The organism is Desulfosarcina alkanivorans (assembly GCF_009688945.1).
GTDB lineage: Bacteria > Desulfobacterota > Desulfobacteria > Desulfobacterales > Desulfosarcinaceae > Desulfosarcina > Desulfosarcina alkanivorans.
The window spans coordinates 3,520,237-3,539,247 of record NZ_AP021874.1; the positions used below are offsets into that span (position 1 = coordinate 3,520,237).

The 19,011-nt window shown below is 63.2% G+C and carries 10 protein-coding genes; 5 read left to right on the forward strand and 5 right to left on the reverse strand.

The annotated features are described in order from the left end of the window. Nucleotides 1-73 precede the first annotated feature (73 nt). Genes nuoF through DSCA_RS15555 form a run of 3 tightly spaced genes read right to left on the reverse strand, consistent with a single transcriptional unit; the run spans nt 74 to nt 2,835 of the window. Nucleotides 74-1,921, reverse strand: coding sequence for an NADH-quinone oxidoreductase subunit NuoF (nuoF, locus tag DSCA_RS15545; protein ID WP_155317293.1), 1,848 nt, complete (start codon nt 1,919-1,921; stop codon nt 74-76). Between the two features lie 19 nt (nt 1,922-1,940). Next, on the reverse strand, nt 1,941-2,294 hold the full coding sequence (locus DSCA_RS15550; RefSeq protein WP_155317294.1) for a DRTGG domain-containing protein: 354 nt from the start codon (nt 2,292-2,294) through the stop codon (nt 1,941-1,943). Nucleotides 2,295-2,340: 46 nt separating this feature from the next. After that, nucleotides 2,341-2,835: an NADH-quinone oxidoreductase subunit NuoE family protein gene (locus DSCA_RS15555; RefSeq protein ID WP_155317295.1), complete on the reverse strand. Its 495-nt coding sequence runs from the start codon at nt 2,833-2,835 to the stop codon at nt 2,341-2,343. A 287-nt stretch (nt 2,836-3,122) separates the two neighbouring features. Here DSCA_RS15555 and DSCA_RS15560 point away from each other — a divergent pair, with 287 nt between their 5' ends. The 4 genes from DSCA_RS15560 to ade all read left to right on the forward strand — a co-directional run bounded on the left by DSCA_RS15560 (nt 3,123) and on the right by ade (nt 8,522). After that, on the forward strand, nt 3,123-3,962 hold the full coding sequence (locus DSCA_RS15560; protein WP_231716505.1) for a purine-nucleoside phosphorylase: 840 nt from the start codon (nt 3,123-3,125) through the stop codon (nt 3,960-3,962). Continuing rightward, nucleotides 3,959-5,272 (forward strand): amidohydrolase, encoded by a 1,314-nt coding sequence (locus DSCA_RS15565; RefSeq protein ID WP_155317296.1) that lies wholly within the window; start codon nt 3,959-3,961, stop codon nt 5,270-5,272. The genes DSCA_RS15560 and DSCA_RS15565 overlap by 4 nt, the downstream gene beginning before the upstream one ends. Nucleotide 5,273: 1 nt before the next feature. Beyond that, the gene (locus tag DSCA_RS15570; protein WP_155317297.1) at nt 5,274-6,593 is read left to right on the forward strand and encodes an amidohydrolase family protein; all 1,320 of its coding nucleotides are present in this window, start codon (nt 5,274-5,276) and stop codon (nt 6,591-6,593) included. A 219-nt stretch (nt 6,594-6,812) separates the two neighbouring features. Then, nucleotides 6,813-8,522, forward strand: a complete 1,710-nt coding sequence (ade, locus tag DSCA_RS15575) for an adenine deaminase (RefSeq protein WP_155317298.1) — start codon at nt 6,813-6,815, stop codon at nt 8,520-8,522. On the opposite strand, the gene DSCA_RS15580 is transcribed toward ade, so the two are convergent. Then, nucleotides 8,515-16,569: a type I polyketide synthase gene (locus DSCA_RS15580; RefSeq protein WP_155317299.1), complete on the reverse strand. Its 8,055-nt coding sequence runs from the start codon at nt 16,567-16,569 to the stop codon at nt 8,515-8,517. The two genes, ade and DSCA_RS15580, sit on opposite strands and share 8 nt — an antisense overlap. A 321-nt stretch (nt 16,570-16,890) precedes the next feature. On the opposite strand from DSCA_RS15580, the gene DSCA_RS15585 reads away from it, so the two are divergent. Beyond that, the gene (locus DSCA_RS15585) at nt 16,891-18,513 is read left to right on the forward strand and encodes a hypothetical protein (protein ID WP_155317300.1); all 1,623 of its coding nucleotides are present in this window, start codon (nt 16,891-16,893) and stop codon (nt 18,511-18,513) included. On the opposite strand, the gene DSCA_RS15590 is transcribed toward DSCA_RS15585, so the two are convergent. Further along, on the reverse strand, nt 18,425-18,874 hold the full coding sequence (locus tag DSCA_RS15590; protein WP_167527795.1) for a response regulator: 450 nt from the start codon (nt 18,872-18,874) through the stop codon (nt 18,425-18,427). The two genes, DSCA_RS15585 and DSCA_RS15590, sit on opposite strands and share 89 nt — an antisense overlap. Nucleotides 18,875-19,011 lie beyond the last annotated feature (137 nt).

Consider the following 19,011-nt stretch of genomic DNA (forward strand, 5'->3'; position numbering starts at 1 on the left):
TCGACGACCGGTTGAGAATCGACGGCGTCTGACCCGCCATGCCGCCCGGGCCGCTTCGTGATACCAGGCGAAATTAGAAAATGGCGTCAAACCGGCATTTGTCGTAGCAGGTCAGACACTTGATACACTTATCCTTGTCGATGCGGGCCACTTCCTTTTTCTTCCAGGCGATGGCATCGGCCGGGCAGGCCCTGAAGCACATCCCGCAACCGGTGCAGGCCTCTGGGTCCACCTCGAACTTCAGAAGGGCCACGCAGCGTTTGGCCGGACATCGCTTTTCATGGATGTGGGCCTCGAACTCGTCCCGAAAGTACCGCAGGGCCGAAAGCACCGGGTTGGGTCCCGTCTGCCCCAGCCCGCACAGGGCGGTTTCGCGGATGGTCTGTGACAACTCGATCAGCGTGTCGATATCGCCCGGTTCTCCGCGGCCCTCGCAGATTTTTTCCAGAATCTGGAGTTGACGGCGGGTGCCCTCCCGGCAGGGGGTGCATTTACCACAGGACTCGTCCTGGATGAACTCCATGAAAAAGCGGGCCATGTCAACCATACAGGTCTTTTCATCCATGACGATGGCACCGCCGGACCCCATGATGGCCCCGACCCGGGCAATGGCCTCGTAGTCTACCGGCGTATCCAGATAGGCCTCCGGAACGCAGCCGCCCGAGGGGCCGCCCAGTTGCACGGCCTTGAATTTTCTTTTCTTGGGAATACCGCCGCCGATGTCGTAAATGATCGTGCGCAGGGAGGTCCCCATGGGCACCTCCACCAGGCCGATGTTGTTCACGTCTCCGGACAGGGCGAAGACCTTGGTGCCCTTGCTGCTTTCAGTGCCCACGCTGGCATACCAGGCGCCGCCGTTGACCATGATCTGGGGCACATTGGCCAGGGTTTCCACGTTGTTGAGAATGGTGGGCTTCTCCCACAGGCCCTTGTGCGCCGGAAAGGGCGGGCGCGGGCGCGGCATGCCGCGCCGGCCTTCGATGGAGCGCATCAGCGCGGTCTCTTCACCGCAGACAAAGGCGCCGGCACCCTGGTAGATCTCGATGTCAAAAGAAAAATCCGATCCCAGAATGTGCTCTCCCAGAAGCCCGTAGGCCTTGGCCTGGTCGATGGCGATGCCCAGCCGCTTGATGGCCAGAGGGTATTCGGTGCGGGCGTAAATATAGCCTTTGTGCGCGTCGATGGCCCTGGCGGCGATGATCATGCCCTCCAGCACCGCATGGGGGTCGGCCTCGAGGATGCTTCGATCCATGAAAGCCCCGGGATCGCCCTCGTCGGCGTTGCAGAGCACATATTTGACCGCACCGTCACTCTGGCTGGCAAAATCCCATTTAACGCCCGTGGGAAACCCGGCACCGCCGCGTCCGCGCATGCCGGAGGTCTTCATCTCTTCGATGATCTGCCCGGGGGTCATGTCGAACAGCGCCTTGGCCGCACCGATGTATCCGTCCCGTCCGATGTACTCATCGATGACTTCGGGGTCGATCAGCCCCTTGTTGCGCAGGGCCCGCGGCATCTGGTGGGCAAAAAATGGAATTTCCGTCTGGACGGCAATTTTGGCCTTGGACACGGGATCTTTGTATAGCAGGCGTTCCACCGGCTTGCCGTTGACCAGGTGGGATTCCACCAACTCGGGCATATCCTCCACGGTGAGTTTCTGGTAGAAGATGTCGCCGGGATGCACCACCAGGATGGGCCCCATGGCGCAAAAGCCGTTGCAGCCGGTCTCGATGACCTGGACCTTTTCACCCAGCCCTTTTTCGTCGATGGCCGCCACCAGGGCATCCTTGACCCGGATGGCACCCGTTGCATGGCAGCCGGTGCCGCCGCAGATCAACAGGTAGGTCCTGTCCCTGAATGCCATCCGTTCTTTCTGCGCCTGCCTGATGTCTTCCAGACCCGAAGTGGTCAGTTTCGCCATATCCCGTCTCCAGCAGTTTTTACCAGGAACCGTCCAACCCCCTGATGCCGTTCATGTAGAGTCGCCCGCAAGCCACAAACAACGAATACTCGGTCACCATCAGTGGAATTTCGAAGGATTTGGCCATCTCGATGAATTCCTTGGGCGGGTTTTTGCCCCTGACAATGACGATGGTTTCGACACCGACAATTTTTGACGTCCGGATAACATGGTCCGTGGTAACACCTGTCAACAGGACGCAGCCCTTGGCCGCGGCAGCCAGAACATCTTCCATCAGGTCCGCCGCACCACCGGCGACGATGACCGCGTCCATCCGGTCTTCCCCACAGAGCATGCGGCCCTTGAGGATTTCTTTGATTTCGGAAATTTTCATAATTACGATGTCTTATAACATGAGGGTTAAGGGCAAAGGAGCCTGGTTATGAATATTTTTCGAGCAATTCGATCACTTTATCGGAACTGACATCCCCGTAGGTGTCCTGGTCCACTACCATCACCGGTGCCAGGCCACAGGCCCCCAGGCAGCGGACGGCTTCCAGGGAAAACCGCCGATCGTCGGTGGTGCCGCCCTCTTTCAGCTGATATTCGTTTTCGATGCGGCTCAGGGCTTCTTTGATCCCCTTGACGTAGCAGGCGGTCCCCAGGCACATCCTGATGGTGTGACGGCCCTTGGGCACCATTGAAAAAAGGGAGTAAAAGGAAGCCACACCGTATACGCTGCTGGCGGGCAGGTTGAGTCCCTGGCTGATGTAGTCGAGCAATTCCACAGGAAGGTATCCGGCGATGGTCTGGCACTCTCTGAGAACGGTGATCACGGCACCGGAAACAGCCTTGTTGGCGTCGATGACCGCGTCAATCCGGGCCCACATCTCGTCGTTGATATCCGCATGGTGCGGATGGTGTTTCTCGGTCATGTCGACAGCGCTCCTTTGGCCACAAAATGCAATTCGTTCGAAACCGCTTTCAATCGCCGGATCGGCCACCTGCACGGCCATTGGCGCAGACCGCGGGTAACCGCGTGGCAACATTTCATAATTATATAGAAATGTCAACGATATCATAGCCGTCGGCGCCCTTCCGAGAGCGCTTGACGCAGCCGTAAAAGCTGGTCTATAACCCAACCGCCCGGACGGTGATGCCAATCGATGTCGCGATGACCGGTATCGTCGGACCCCCACCCAGAAACCACCGGAGGCCGTCATTGGAACGTCTGAAAGAGAAAGTCCTTGAAACCACAGCGTTTATCCGCTCGAAGATCAGCCATCCACCCGGCACCGGAATGATTACCGGCACCGGTCTGGGCGAGGCCGTCGGCCCCCTCGATGACGCGTTGACCATGGATTACGCCGACATCCCCCATTTCCCGGTCTCCACGGTGGCCGGTCATTCCGGGCGGCTGGTTGCAGGCACCCTGGATGGACACGCGATGATGGTGATGCAGGGGCGCTTCCACCTCTACGAAGGCTACGCCCCCGCCGCCGTGACGTTTCCCGTCCGGGTGATGCAGGCACTGGGGGTTCGTCACCTGATTATTTCCAATGCAGCCGGCGGCATGAACCCTGCCTTTCGCCAGGGGGACCTGATGGTGATTCGCGACCACATCAACCTGACCGGCGAAAACCCGCTGATCGGGCCCAACAATGAGGACTGGGGGCCACGGTTTCCCGACATGACGGCGGCCTACGACCGGTCCCTGATTCAATTTTCCCGCCGGGCGGCGGACGGCTTGGGCATCACCCTGAAAAGCGGTGTTTATGCCGGATTGAAGGGACCGTCCCTGGAGACGCCGGCGGAAATCCGCTACCTGAAAACCATCGGTGCCGATGCGGTGGGGCTGTCCACGGTAATGGAAACCATCGCCGCCGTGCATGCCGGCATACGGGTGTTGGGCCTGTCCACCATTACCAATATCAACAATCCGGACCAACCCTTGCCGGCGGCGGTGGAGGACATCATCGCCGTGGCCAACCGGACGGCCCCCGTCCTCAACCGGCTGATCCGGGCCGTGGTGGCGCAAATCCGCACAGGAGCCCGTTCATGACCCCCCAAACCGACCTGCTGATCACCAACGGCATCGTCATGACCATGGACCCGGACGACCGTGTCATTCAACATGGCGCGGTGGCCGTGTCCGCGGATACGATCACGGCAGTGGGCCCGGCGACCGAAGTTGCCCGGCGACCGGCCAGAACCACCATCGACGCCGCCGGCGGCATCATCATGCCCGGCCTGGTCAATACGCACACCCACGCCGCCATGAGCCTGTTCAGGGGCCTGGCCGACGACCTGCCCCTGATGGACTGGCTCAACGACCACATCTTTCCCGCCGAGGCCCTTTTGGACAAGCACAAGGTGCACGCGGGAACACTGCTCGCCTGTGCGGAGATGATCCTTTCCGGGACCACCTGCTTTTGCGACATGTATCTTTTCGAGGAGGCCGTGGCCCGCGCCGCCAGGGCTGCCGGCCTGCGGGCGGTGGTGGGGGAGGTGCTCTACGACTTCCCCTCGCCCAATTATGGCACCATCGAAAAAGGCTTCGACTACACCCGCCGCCTGATCGACGCCTGGCACGGCGACCCGCTGATCACCATTGCCGTGGAACCCCACTCCCCCTACCTGTGCGCACCGGAGCTGCTGACCGAAGCCGCCGACATCGCCCGCGAGCACGGCCTGCCCCTGGTGATTCACCTTTCCGAGACCCGCCGCGAAGTGGCGGACATCCGGAAGCGCTATGGTGCCACGCCGGTGGGACACCTGGCCAATCTGGGGGTGCTGGGGGACAATCTGCTGGCCTGCCATTGCGTGGTGCTGGATGACACCGACATGGATCTGCTCGGGCAGCACGACGTCCGGGTGTCCCACAATCCGGAGAGCAACATGAAGCTGGCATCCGGCGTCTCCCCGGTGGCCGATCTGCTGGAGCGGGGCGTGTGCACCGGTCTGGGCACCGACGGCTGCTCCAGCAACAACAACCTGGATCTGTTCACCGAGATGGACATGGCCGCCAAACTGCACAAGGCCAGCCGCCTGGACCCGACCGTGATGAATGCTGCCACCGTGCTGCGCATGGCCACCATCGACGGCGCGCGCGCGCTGGGGCTGGACGGCATCACCGGCAGTATCGAAACCGGCAAGAAAGCCGACATTATCGTCGTCGACACCCGCAAGCCCCACCTGACGCCCATGTATCACCCGGCGTCCCACCTGGTCTATTCCGTCGGCGGAAGCGATGTCAGCGCCACCGTGGTGAACGGCCGGGTGCTGATGAAAGACCGCCGGCTCATGCACATGGACCTTGAAAAAATCATGGCCGATGCCAGCCGGATCGCCGAAACCATCCGGAGCCGATAGCATGGGTTTCGATGTGGTAATCCATAACGGCACCCTGGTGACCGTGGACCGGCACATGCGGGTCATCGAAAACGGCTGGATCGGCATTGAGGCAGACGTCATCCGGGCCGTTGAATCCGGCAGGCCGGGCACACCGCCCCCCGGGGCCGGCCTGACCATCGATGCCGCCGGCGGCATCGTCATGCCCGGACTGGTCAACACCCACACCCATCTGCCCATGTCCCTGTTCCGCGGCCTGGCCGACGATCTGCCGTTGGAGGAATGGCTCGACGACCACATCTTTCCGGCCGAGGCCCGGTTCATCAGGCCAGATACGGTGCACTGGGGCACCCTGCTCTCCTGCGCGGAGCTGCTGCTGTCCGGCACCACCTGCTGCTGCGGGGGATATTTCCACGAAGACGCGGTGGCCCGGGCCGTCGCGGAAACCGGCATGCGGGCCGTACTGGCCCAGGGCGTCATCGATTTTCCGGCACCCGGGGTGCCGGACCCGGCGCAAAACATTGTCCACGCCAGGGTATACGCACATAAGTGGAAGGGCGGCAACCCGTTAATCACCCCGTCCATCTTCTGCCATTCACCCTACACCTGCAGTGACGACACCTTGAAAGCCGCCAAGGCCGAGGCCGAGGCGTCCGGCCTGCTGTATCAGGTGCACGTGGCCGAAACCCGGTTCGAACGGGACCAGTCCCTCAAGGAGAGGGGCATGACGCCCGTCGCGCGCCTGGACCGGCTTGGACTGATCGACCGTCGCACCCTGATGGCCCATTGCGTCTGGGTGGATGATGCCGACATCGACATCATCGCCAGACGGAACGGTGCGGTCTCCCATTGCCCGGAAAGCAACATGAAGCTGGCCTCGGGCAGCGCGCCGGTAGCCGGCATGCTGAAGGCGGGCATCAGGGTTTCACTGGGCACCGACGGTTGTGCCAGCAACAACAACCTGGACCTGTTTGGCGAAATGGATACGGCGGCCAAACTGCACAAGTTGACCACCGGCAACCCCACGACACTGGGCGCGGGCAGTGCGCTCAGCATGGCCACCATCGACGGCGCCCGGGCCATCGGCCTGGCGGACCGCATCGGATCCCTTGAAATCGGCAAGCAGGCAGATGTCATCATCCTCGAGGCACGCGCCCCGCACCTGACGCCGTTGTATCACCCGGAATCGCACATCGTCTACGCGGCCTGCGGCGCGGACGTGCGCCATGTACTGGTGGCCGGCAGGCAGGTGGTCAAAAACCGGCGGATGCTGACCCTGAATGTCCCTGAAATCATGGATCGCGTCAACGCCATCGCCCGGGAGATCCGGTCAAACCAATAGATTGGCGTGTTCGGCAATGCTCGCTTTTTTTCCCGACACCAAACCCGGGGAAGCTGAAAAGAGCAAATTGCATGCACCAAATCCCAAATTACAACATCTAAATTTCAAGTAAGATCAAAAAATCTGGCGGTTGGTTATTTGTTTATGGGTTGAATTTCCCGAACCATCATTGAGCACGGCGACCCGCTATTGAACATCGATCCAAAAAAGGAATGCATTATGGACCTGAAAACCATCATTACCGCCGCCCGGGGTGACGCTCCGGTGGACCTGCTGCTGACCCGCGCCAGGATCGTCAACGTCTTTTCCGGCCGGATCATCGACGGCAGCATCGCCGTCAAAGACGGTCATATCGCCGGTTTCGGCGATTACGATGCCACCGAGACACTGGACATCGGAGGGCGTTTCGTGGCTCCCGGATTCATCGACTCACACGTCCACATCGAAAGTTCCATGACCTGCGTCACCGAATTCGCCCGTACCGTGGTCCCCTGCGGCACCACCGCCGTGGTGGCCGATCCCCACGAAATCGCCAACGTGCTCGGTGCGGCGGGCATCGACTACATGCTCCGCTCGGCCGAGGGCCAGCCCATGGACTGCCTTTTCGCCCTGCCCTCCTGTGTGCCGGCCACGGATATGGAGACCGCCGGCGCCCGGCTGAGGGCCGGGGATCTTGCCCCCTTCTTCGGGCATCCGCGCATCGTGGCCCTGGCCGAGATGATGAATTACCCCGGCGTGATCTTCACCGATGCGGACGTGATGGCCAAACTGGCCCTGGCCCGCAGCCACCATCGCCCCATGGACGGCCACGCCCCGGGCCTGTCCGGCAGGCAGCTGTTTGCCTATGCGGCCGCCGGCATCGCCTCGGACCACGAGTGCACACGGGCCGAAGAGGCGCTGGAGAAACTGGAACTGGGCATCCACATCATGGTGCGCGAAGGCACCTGCGCCCGCAACCTGGACGCCCTGTTCCCCGTCATCAACGAACATACCCGGCGGTGGATGATGTGGTGCACCGACGACCGCCACCCCCACGACCTGCTCGCCGAGGGCCACGTGGACGCCATAATCCGTAAAGCCGTGGCAAAGGGGCTGGATCCGCTGACGGCCATCCGCATGGGCACCATCAATCCGGCCGACTACTTCGGCATCCGCGACGCCGGGGCCATCGCCCCGGGGCGCAAGGCCAACCTGGTGGTCTTTTCCGACCTGGCGGACATCCGCGCCGAACAGGTATTTTACCGGGGCCGGCCGGTGGCCCAAAACGGCCGTCTGTTGCCCGGCGTAGGGCGGCCGGCCCCGGTGGCCGTGCCGCCGTCCATGCGTCTGGATCCACGCCATCTGGACTTTTCCATACCGGCCGCAGGCAGGCGCATACGCGTCATCCGGGCCATTGCCGACCAGGTGGTCACCCGCTGCGAGATCATGGACGTGACCGAAAAAGACGGGATGGCCGTGGCCGATGTGGCCCGGGATGTGATCAAGATGGCCGTGGTGGACCGCTACACGGGAGAGGCCCGCACCGGCAGTGGATTTGTGACCGGACTCGGGTTGAAGCGCGGGGCCGTCGCGTCCAGCGTGGCCCACGACTCCCACAACATCATCGTTGCCGGCGCCGACGATGGGGACATGCGCGCGGCGGTCGCCGCCGTGGCGGAGATGGGCGGCGGATTCGCCGCGGTCGACGACGGCCGGGTTCTGGCCTCCCTGCCCCTGCCCGTGGCCGGCCTCATGTCCGACCAGCCGGTGGAGACCGTGCGGCAGCAGATGGACGGAATGATCGCGGCGGCAAAAAGTCTGGGAGCCACGCTTTCAGACCCTTTCATGACCCTGGGATTTTTGGCCCTGCCGGTCATTCCGGACCTGAAGCTCACCGACCGGGGGCTGGTGGATGTCCATCGGTTCGAGATCGTGCCCCTCTTTACGTAGGTGTTTGGCTTTTGGCGATGGCGGCATCAATGGCCTCCCGGACCCGATCCGGAAACCGGGCGGCCATCGGCCGGCCCTGTTCATCCCGCCGGGTCCACACGGCCCGGTGCATGCCATAGGCAATTTTCACCCGCGACCCGTCCGGCTCCAGGCGGAAGTAATCCACGTGGAAAATCACGCTGCAGGCGTGCAGTTCCCTGACGGCCAGGGTGAGCACAATACGGTCGAAGGGCATGGCCTCACGAAGGTGATCCACGCGGCTCTCCAGGGCCAGCAGTTCTCCCTTCTCCCCGATGCCCCCGAAGGTTTCGGGGATCAGTTCATAGAAAAACCGGTCCCGGATCTGGCCCTGCCACTCGTAGTAGTTGGCGTAGTAAATGTTGCCCACCAGGTTGGCGTGCGCCAGGGTGGTTTCGAAAGTCTGTTCCCGAACGATGGGACGCACCACGGGGCCGGACGGGGCCATGTAGACGACGGGGTCATCGTCGCCGGCGAGCAGGTGCCCCAATGATTCCTGCATGGGTTCGAGAGTGTCCGGTGCGTCGAACTGCGGACACATGTCTTCGATGAACTGACCGTAATAGGCCGGATAGGGGGCGACCCTGGCCACTCCCGGCCCCAGGATCTCCACCCAGGTGGTCTGCAGCCGGCAGAAGGCCAGGCGCTCGTATCCGCCGCCTTTCATCATTTTGCGGAAATCGTAGGACAGGGTCATGGTGGAATTCTCCGGCCCGCTGTTGTCCGACACCCACATGAGGATTTCGATCTGGTCGCTGGTGCCCGCCTCCCCTAATATCTTCAGGTGGCCGTAGTTGGTCACGCCGCCCCATCGGCCGCTGGCAAACTGGTCGGACATTTCCGCCAGGACCGGCCAAGCCGAGGCCTCGCGGGTATTCCCCATCCATTTGATAAAGTTGGAAAAATAGACGGTTCGGCTCAGGTTGGCGCTGGGCTGGAAGGTCACCGGCAGCCGCTGGACAAAGACCAGCTGACCCTGGGGGCCGCCTTCGATCATCTCGAAGGGGCGGGTCTCGTACAGGGGGTCATAGCCCGGATAATCGGCTGTCAGCAGATGCGCCGGCACCCGCGGCACGGCCTGTGCAGAAACCGTGACGGCCAGAACCTGGGGCGCCCCCCACGTCAGACGAATGGCCAGGGTCAGTACCCGGATGGGTGCCCCGTCGGCATCGTCGCCGACAAACAGCACCGCTTGATCTTTTTTGTCCACGATCGAAAGGGTTGCACCGGATCCGCCGCCGGCCTTGGCCAGGGCTTCGGCCGCCGCCCAGACCCGTGTTCCGGCTGTGTCCAGGTCCTCTCCCCGGTCGATGAGCGTGTCCAGCAGCTCGATGCGCCGGGCACCGAGCAGGCCGACCCACGCCTTACGGTCTCTGGGGGTGACGGCAGCCAGATCGCACCCCACCGGTCCGGGCCCGCAGACGCACAGGCAGGTCCGGTCCTCGTGGGTAAGGGAAATGTCCAGAACGGGCGCGGGCACATCGGCAACCACCGGTTTTCCGTTATCCTGCCACCTGACCGCCAACGGCAATGGGGCAACACCATGGCGTTCGGCGGCGGCAGACAGGGCCCGTTCCATCAACGGCGCCTCCTCCCGGTGCCGTTGGTCTACCGGCATGTCATGGATACCGGGGAGACAGGCCAGCTCCAGCGGAGGGGACGTCACCGAAAGGCGCCGGCAGGCCTCGTCCAGGGCATCACCGACCAGGCGGCGGTCCCGATCTTCGGGAAAAACCAGGTCGGCCACCGTCGGGTAGTCATCGTGGTGTTTGAGGATCCGCAGCCGGTATCCGTTCAACACGGCCATCTGCGTTCCGTTGTCACCGACGGCGGCCACCCGGTAAATCAGGTCCCGGTCTTCCTGTTCCATCAGTTCCACGCGCACCCTAGCGGAAGCGGCCGCACTGAAAAAACCGGGGAACAGGTCCATGCGGTCGATGGATACGGGCAGACTGGTATCCTGGGGTACCAGCAGGGCCGCACTTTGAAGGAGGGTGTCGGTAAAAAAGGGATCGCCCAGGCACAGGCGGGTGGGTTTGGCCTCTCCGAAAACAGGTGTTTGCAGCCGGTCTTCCGGCACCCTTTCGGATGACAACAGGGCCGTCCCCGCTTCCGCACCGGACGTCCGGATATCCCAGACGGTCCGGATGCGCTGGAACCGGGGTCCCTGGAAAAGCAGGCTGGGCCGGTACAGGTCGGTCTGCGGCACCAGTGCCATGGACGCGGCCGGAAGGGCGACAGTTTCCACGGATGCACTGCCTGCGGCGTCAAAAACCAGGGTGGCTGCAAAAAAGTCCGACTGGACACCGGTGCCCTGCTTGACGATACCGGCATGGACCACGGTTTCCCCGCCGGCCGCCGCCTCGGCCAGTCGTGCATGGACCGTGATGTCGGCGCCTGTTTCGGCATCGACGGTGATGGGCCGCAGGAGTCGGACATCCCGGAACTGAACCCGCGATAACTTCGTGCGGCCACACAGGTAAAGCGCGGCCTGGGCCATGGCTTCCAGACCGAAAACCGTCGGGAACAGATAGGAGCCCTGGAAATGATGGTCTTTCAGGTAGGGATCGGTCTCCAGGGAAAGTCGGGTTGAAAAAACTGCTTCCACCCCGGGAGACAGATAGCTTCGATTCTCCAGAAATCGCCACTCACGGGGCAGGCCGGGCAACACCTGTTGCCAGGTGTCGAGCCCTGCCATGCGGGCGGTCACCACGGTCTGGCGACGGCCCGGATCATGGGTAAAAATCCTGAGGAACCGGGCAACCCCCTCGTCGGTGGGAATCGCATCGATGCCCTTGTCCCGCAGCAGGTCGACGCTGCCCATGCGGGCCCCCATCCCTTCGTCCCGCCAGATGCTGTAGGCCACCGTGGCCGCCTGTGTCCGGGGGTGGTCGGCGCAAAACCCGCGCAGGGCAATGTCCATGGTCTCATTGGAGAAACCGTACCAACCGTTGCCGGGCATGCCGGTGATGCCGATGATGGACCCCATCCCCAGGATCAGTTTGGGCGGCTTGGCCTGCAGGGCGTCCAGCAGGTGCAGCAGGCCCAGCACCTTGGGGGCGGTTTCGGCGTAGGCCTGCTCCGGATTGACCCGGCCGGTAAGCCGCGGCCGGTTGAGGCCGGCGCCGTGGATGATCCCTGTCACCGGGCCGAAGCGGCCGGCAACGTCGGCCAGCATCTGCGCCACCGCATCCCGACTGGCCATGTCACAGGAAAAATAGTCGACGGGCAGCCCGAGGGCGGCATACTTATCTAAAAGGGTGCGGATCTCCCGGGCCCCGGATGCGCCAGGGGCCTGATCCGGATGGGGGGTACGGCCCACCAGCGCCATGGGCACACCGGTCTCCCTGGCCACCGCCAGGGCGCAGAGGGCCGTAATGCCCCGTGCCCCGCCGGTGACGAGAATGACATCGTCGCCTGACCACCGCAGGTCCCTTTTCCTGTAGGCCGCCGGTTGGGCGAGGCGTGGCATGAACGTCCTGCGGGTTTGGTCCAGATCGTACCCGACAGCGGCAAAGCTGTCCTGGGTGATGGTCTCGGCCAGGGTTTCCAGGGCGATGGTCTCCGCTGGCAGGGCCGGGCAGAAATCCACCACGCGGACGCGAAGGTCTGCCCGTTCAAGGTGAAGGCTGGCCGCCAGGGCCAGGGCGCCACAGCGATCCAACCGGGCAAAACGGGGCTTTCTGCCGAAAAAGCCACCGCCGAACTGAACCCATGCCACGGTGGTCCGGCGCCGGGGAGCACTGGCCGCCGGCGGCAGGGAGGCCACGCTGGCCCGCATGCGGATCATCCGCCTCAGCAGGGCCGATCGATCTTTTTCCCGATGATCGTTTTTGGGCAGGATCGCCACCAGGTGGGAAAAGGCCGGATCCCGGACGTCTTTTTCAACCGCGTCGGCGTCAAAGGCACGCACCCGGGTGGCGGCCCCGCGCTGGAAAAAATGCCTGCCGAGCGCTGAGGCCACGTCAGCCGAGTCCTCGCTGTGGAGAATCAGCACCCGGGCCTTCTGCCAGTCGTTTTCCGACCGCATGCGCCAATTGTCGGGAAACGATGGATAAGGGGTTTTGACCAGGTCCATGCTGAAATTGCGCACCCAGGAGGGCCGGCCGGCAGCCGCTTTGGGTCCGGCAACGGTGCCCCCGTCGCCGGCACCGTGCTGTTCGGCGGCCATGCGGCTCAAAATTGCGCTGATCTGCCTCAGGCTTCGCGTCAGCATCGGTTCGATATCCACATGGGCCTGTATGCCCATGGCCCTCGCGGTTTGCCGGACCAGCGTTTCAAGCTTGTCCGGCCCCATGTGAAGGCCCTGCTCGACCGGCAGGTCCGGGTCCAGGGCATCATCTGAAAAACCGGTGATCCGGGTGGCCTGTTCGAGCAGTTCGGTCAGTGCATCCGGCGGCGCCGCCGCCGGGGCCGGCAGGGATTCCAGGCCGGCAGCGATCCGATCCACCACCCGGGCCAGGCTGGCGTTGGCCAGAGACGTTGCATCCACAGGGTCGGACAACCCGGCATCGCCGGCCAGGCGGACAATCAGATCCCCGGCCTTGATCGAGTCCAGGTTCAGATCGTCCAGGAGCCGCATGGACAATTCAATGCTCTCCGCCGGGAACCCGGTGGTATCCGATACCAGGGCCACCAGCCGTTTGCCCAGGTCGGCGCGGTCAACCACCGGTTGGCCGCCGGCCCCCGGCAGATCATCCTGCAGCCGCTGTGCCGCATCGGCCAGTTCGCCTAACGCCGCATTGGCCAGCAGCGCCGGATCGGGGAAAGAGACGCCGCAGGTCCTGGCGAAACCGGCGATCAGGTCCCCGGCCTTGATCGAGTCCAGGTTCAGATCGTCCAGGAGCCGCGAATCCCGGGACAGGGTCTCGGCGGAAAACCCGGTCAGGTCCGAGACCATCCGGAACAGGATAACCTGCGCCGCCTCCGGGGCATCACCGCCAACCAACGTCGCGGCCGGGCCCTTGCCGGCATCATCCTCCGGCCGGGCATCCGGGTCCCAATAGGCCAGATCGGCCTGCACCACCCGGTTTAAAAAGCCGCCCCGTGAATCCAGGTAACGGCTGACCAGGGCTTCCGGCACGCCGGCAAAGGCGTCGGCCAGGATGGTGGTGGTTGGATCGGTCGGTATCGGCTCGACACCGGCGTCACCGCCTTCGTTCCGGGGAAGGGTTTCACAGGGGTTGACCACAAAGGATTTTTGGTCTGCCGGAACAAAGGGCCGAATCAGCCGGTTTTCAAAAAGTGCTTCCCAATTCATCGGCACCCCATGGGCAAACATCGCTCCCAGGACGCGGTGCAGATCCGAAAAACCGCCGGCCCTGCCTTCCACCGGCAGGCATGCCGGCCCCGCCTCACCGACAATGTCTCCGGCAAGACCGGTCAGCACCCGCCCCGGTCCCAGTTCGACAATCAGATCGCACGCTTGGGCCATTTCCCCGACCAAACCAATGAAATCAACCTGCGACCGAATCTGCCGGGAAAAATGCTCGCTGAGGGGTAGCCCCGATTTCAGGACCGCGCCCGTGACGCTGGAAAAGACCGGACACGCGGGTTCTTCCATCGCCCTGGAAAGCAGGTCGAAGCCGGCCACCTGCCGGGCGGCCGCCTCACACAAACGACTGTGAAAGGCGTTGGAAACCGGCAGCTTGCGGGCTTCGACCCCCTTTTCCCGGGCGATTCTGGCCATGGCGTCGACAGCCGCCAATTCCCCGGACAGCACCGTCTGACGGGGGCTGTTGAGGTTGGCGACCGTGAGATAGCCATCGACGTCCGGGATCAACGCCATGGCGGTGGTTTCGTCACACCGCAGGCTGACCATGGCGCCCGGTGCATCCCCGGCCGCGGACATCGCCTGCCCGCGGCGGGCGGCAAATTCCAAAAGCGTGTCAGCATCAAACACACCGGCGCAATAACAGGCGGTCAGCTCGCCCAGGCTGTGTCCGCCGACAGCTGCCGGCCGGACGCCCAGCCGGGTTAAAAAGCCGAGCCACAGCATCGAGGCCAGGCAGATGGCCGGCTGGGCATGTTCGGTACGGGCGAGTGCGCGAAACCAGCGGTCCAGCTCTTCCGGGCCGGAGGCCCGATCCGTGTCCCTGAAAACCAGGCGGCCAATCGGAATTCCGCCGATTTCACGGGTGATCCCATCCGCCTGCCGGACCAGCGATCGGGCCCAGGGGAATCGATCGGCCAGTGTCCGCGCCATGTTGAGCTGCTGGGACCCCTGGCCTGGAAACAGGAACCCGATCCGGGGGCTGGCGGTGCCCGTTCCCAGCCATATGTCGGCACCCAGAGCCATGGTCCGCCGGTCATCCGCTCTTTTTTCATCGCGCAAGAAGGCTGCCAACCGGTCCAGCCGGTCGATCAGGTCATCGGGATGACCGGCGACAATCGCCGCCCGGATGGACGCATCCGGCGGCACCCGCCGGCTCGTTTCAGCGGAAAGGTCGGCCAGCTCGGCGATGCTGATGCCGTCGGCGGCCGTGACCAGGTCCGCGATGGTTTTCAGCATCCCCGCCTGACCGGCGGCACCCAGCACCATCAGTTCACTTTCCTGGGCGTGGGCCAGCAGCATCCTTTCCTCCAGGGCGGGTTCCAGCCGGTCGTCGGGGGCGTCTCCGGACACCAGGGTAAGGTGGCAGTTGATGCCGCCAAAGCCCATGGCGGAAACGCCGGCCGTCAGTTGCTTGTGGGCAGGCACCCGCCGACCGTGGCGGACGGGATAAAGCCGTCGGGCCGCGCTGTCGAATGCCTGATGGGGGTCGCTGCACGCAGCGGTCGGGGGGACCACCCGACGGTTGACGGCCATCACCGCCTTGATCAGCCCGCCGATGCCCGACGCCGCCTTGGTGTGGCCGATGATGGATTTCAGGGAGGTGATGCCGCAGGGCCGCAGCTGGCCGCGGGGCACCGGTGTGCCTCCCAGGACCCGGGCAATGGCTTCCAGCTCGGTGCGGTCCCCCACGGTGGTACCGGTGCCGTGGCCTTCGATGAAATCCAACGCCTCGATGTCGTGGGGAGCCTGCCGGTATGCCCGCTCGAGGGCCAGGGCCTGACCGGCGGCGCTGGGGGCGGTAATTCCCGAACCGCCGCCATCCGAAGAGATGCCCCAGCCGTTAATCACCGCGTAGACCCGGTTGCCGTCCCGCCGGGCAGCCGCCAGGGGTTTGAGCACCAGGAAACCGCAGCCTTCACCGGGGATGAAACCTTTGCCGCCACGGTCATAAACGGTCATATCGCCGTCGGTGAGCGCGCCGGTTTTGGCAAAACCGACCAGTTCGAACGGGTCCAGGCTGATGTCCACGCCGCCCACGATAGCCAGGTCCAGGTCCCTATCCACCATGCGGGCAGCGGCGTGTGCCACGGCCAGCAGGGATGAAGAGCAGGCCCCGTCGACGGTGAAACCGCCGCCCATCAGGTTCAAATGGTTGCAGATCCGGCCGGCAATGGTATTGGACAGGCCGCCGGCCAGCGTGTCTTCATCGACCGGCGGGAAAACGCCGGTATAATGCGCCTTCAATGTCCGGATGAGCCGGTGAATCTGCCGGGCATCCATGCCCTGTGCCCGGGCGGCAGCCTCCAGCGCCCGACGGACAAACGGCCAGCGCAGCCGCATGGTGTTGGACCGGGTCTGCTCACCGGTCAGGGTGTTGCCGACAATGACGCCGGTTCGCCTGCCGGGAAGGGTCTCGCGGGTGTACCCGGCATCGGCCACGGCCGCCAGGCTGGTGTCCAGGGCCAGCCAGTGAACAATGTCCGTGGTGCGTATGGTTGAAAAAGGAATGCGCCGCCCGGCCCAGTCGAAATCGAACCCGTCAATGACCGCAACCTGTCGGCCGTAGGTTTTGTCGGGCGCTTTTTTATCCGCATCGTAATAGTCGGCCAGGGGCAGCCGACAGTCCGGAATACGGCGAAACTGCCGGCGTCGGGCCAGGACATTTTCCCAGAGTTCGCGGGGCGTGGAAGCGTCAGGATATCGACATGCCAGTCCAATCACAGCAATGGCCGGGGGTGAAGACCGGTGAGTCATAATCGGCAGCCTTTCTCGTTTAAATGTATTTTCGGGAGCTTATCGGAAAGCCTGATAATTGCCGGCCCAAGAGATGGATCCGGCCACAGGAATCTATGAAAATTTTATGCCAATGTTAGTGAACCAGCAGATATCGTTATAAAATGACGGATTTTCTGAAGCCCGGCAGCGTTGCCGCCCCACGGCCGGTATCGATGCCCGCAAAAACTTGACGGTTGTGGGATAAATCGGGCATGCTGTGGCTCACCGTCAGCACATGTGTTGACAACGGGTGTATCTTTTTCCGAACAGGCTTTTCATTTCCGAGAAAGGGAATCGACCATGAAGCTGCGCACCTGCGTATCGCCGGCGGGACGATTTGTCTATGGTCTGCACCGCCCCCATTTCATCGCAGACAATTTCCGTGAAACGGATGGGCTGGCCGGTCTTGGCGCATTCGCGGACGGCAGCCGTCACCGCAATACGGCCAATTTCCCTTCCGGTCCGGTCAACGAACCGGCCGCGGACTGGATATTTGAAATCCCCAACGCGTTCCCTTTCAGGGGCGCCACCTACATCGGCAAGGCCTGGGCCGACGCCCGCGCCGGAGCCACCGGCACGATCAAACTGCCGGAGGCACCGGCACTTTCTTTTTCCCAGGACCACCCCGATGAACAGGCGGCTGTCCAGGCGATCCGCAAGCTTGCCCGCCCCCTGCAGCTGGCACTGGCGGTCACATCCACCGATGCCCGGGACCTGTGCTGTCTGGCGCATGTGGCCTGCACCATGATTGAAGACGAAACGGGCGGACCGCCCCGGGGCCTGGCCTACCGGCAGCAGGCGGACGGCAGGGTCAGGGCGGTGATCGCCGATGAAGCGCTGTTCGACGCCGTCGCCAACAACCGCCACCTGCCCGACGCCTATAAACAGGCCATGGCGCTTCGCCCCGGCGTTCAAGGAGACAGTGAGATTGTAGGCGAGTGGCGTCGGAGTGCACCGCACAGCCATGTGTTTGAGTACCTGCGCAGGAATTCCTACATTCCCTGGGGGCACTATGCCGCCAACATGGCCGACGACGCCGTACGGTACGGGGTTGACGACCTCAGCCTGGCGGACATGGCTGGTATGCGCCACCTTTACTACCAGAGAAGCTACACCCGACTGGCCGGCCTGTTGGACCTGCCGCCCGTGGCCGGCGGGCGGACGCTGACCGATCGAGAACTGGAAACGCTGCGGCGGCGCGTCCTCAAGGAATTGAAAACCAGAACAGCCGTCGAATTCACCCGGACCTTGTGGGGCTGGAACTTCGGCTTTGATTATGCGCCCAGCGGATATCGCCTGCATGCCTCCCATCAACAGATCCACCAGCAGTTTGCCCTGGTGCCGGCCGAAATCCCCCTGGCGACGGATGAGGGCGTGTTGCCGGCCTATGCATGCGGGGACCTGGTCGGCGATTTCGTCAACGCATTTCGGATGGAAACGGGGAAAGGCTTTTTTGACTGCTACGAAAAGGCAATCAGGGGAAACAGGCGGATGGACGACGGCGCCCGCGGCGAGCACAGCCTGGTGGTGCATGAGGACGACCGGGTCATGGTGTTCGTTCCCAAGGCCCAGACATCCCAGTGGGAACTGCAGCTGATGCCCAAAGCAACGGTGGGAAACATTGTCGAGGCCGATGCGCCCACGCGCCGTTCCCTGGACCGGGCCATACTGGTCGCCGTCAAGGTGCTGGGAGCCATGGGAGCCCGCATGATCACCACGATTGAATATTCAAAGCCCTTTGTCGGGGGCCATGGGGATCAGCGCATGCTGCTTTCATTTCTGCCCAGACTGCCCGAATCGCCGGGTGCTTTCAGCGAAGCTCAGTTACGCTGGATCAACGGCCACTACCCGGAGGATTTTGCGCGGGCCTGCAGGGCCCATCTTCCACAACGAATGTCTGAACGATGGAAAAAAGATCGCTGACGCCGTATGGTTTGAGCACAAAGGCATCGGCGCCGGCCTCGACGGCCCGTGGTTCGTCCGCAGGATTTCCCGAAGCCAGAATGCAGGTGATCTCGGGCATGGCCGCCTTGATGCGCTGGATCAAGGCAAGACCGCCAATTTCGGGGATATGGACATCCGTAAAAACAATATGGATGGGATGGGTTTTCCGGATGGTCTGCCAAGCGGCAAAACCATTGTTGAAGGTCTGAATTTTCCGGTTTATGCTGAACTCAAGGGTGTCGACCACAAAATCGCGAACCAGCGGATCATCTTCCACCACGGCTATTTGAACGTTGGGTATGATGGTCCACCTCTCGCCGTTGTCTGTACCCCCCTGCACGCCCCCCTTTGATCCGTCGAGGAAGGCGCCCCGCGTCGCCTTGCCAACATGTAGCGCGATCCGGGCTGCCGGTCAAGAAGAACCCACGGTTTTCCATGAGGTCGTGCCTGTCGGCAGACTGACAGCCACCGGGCTCG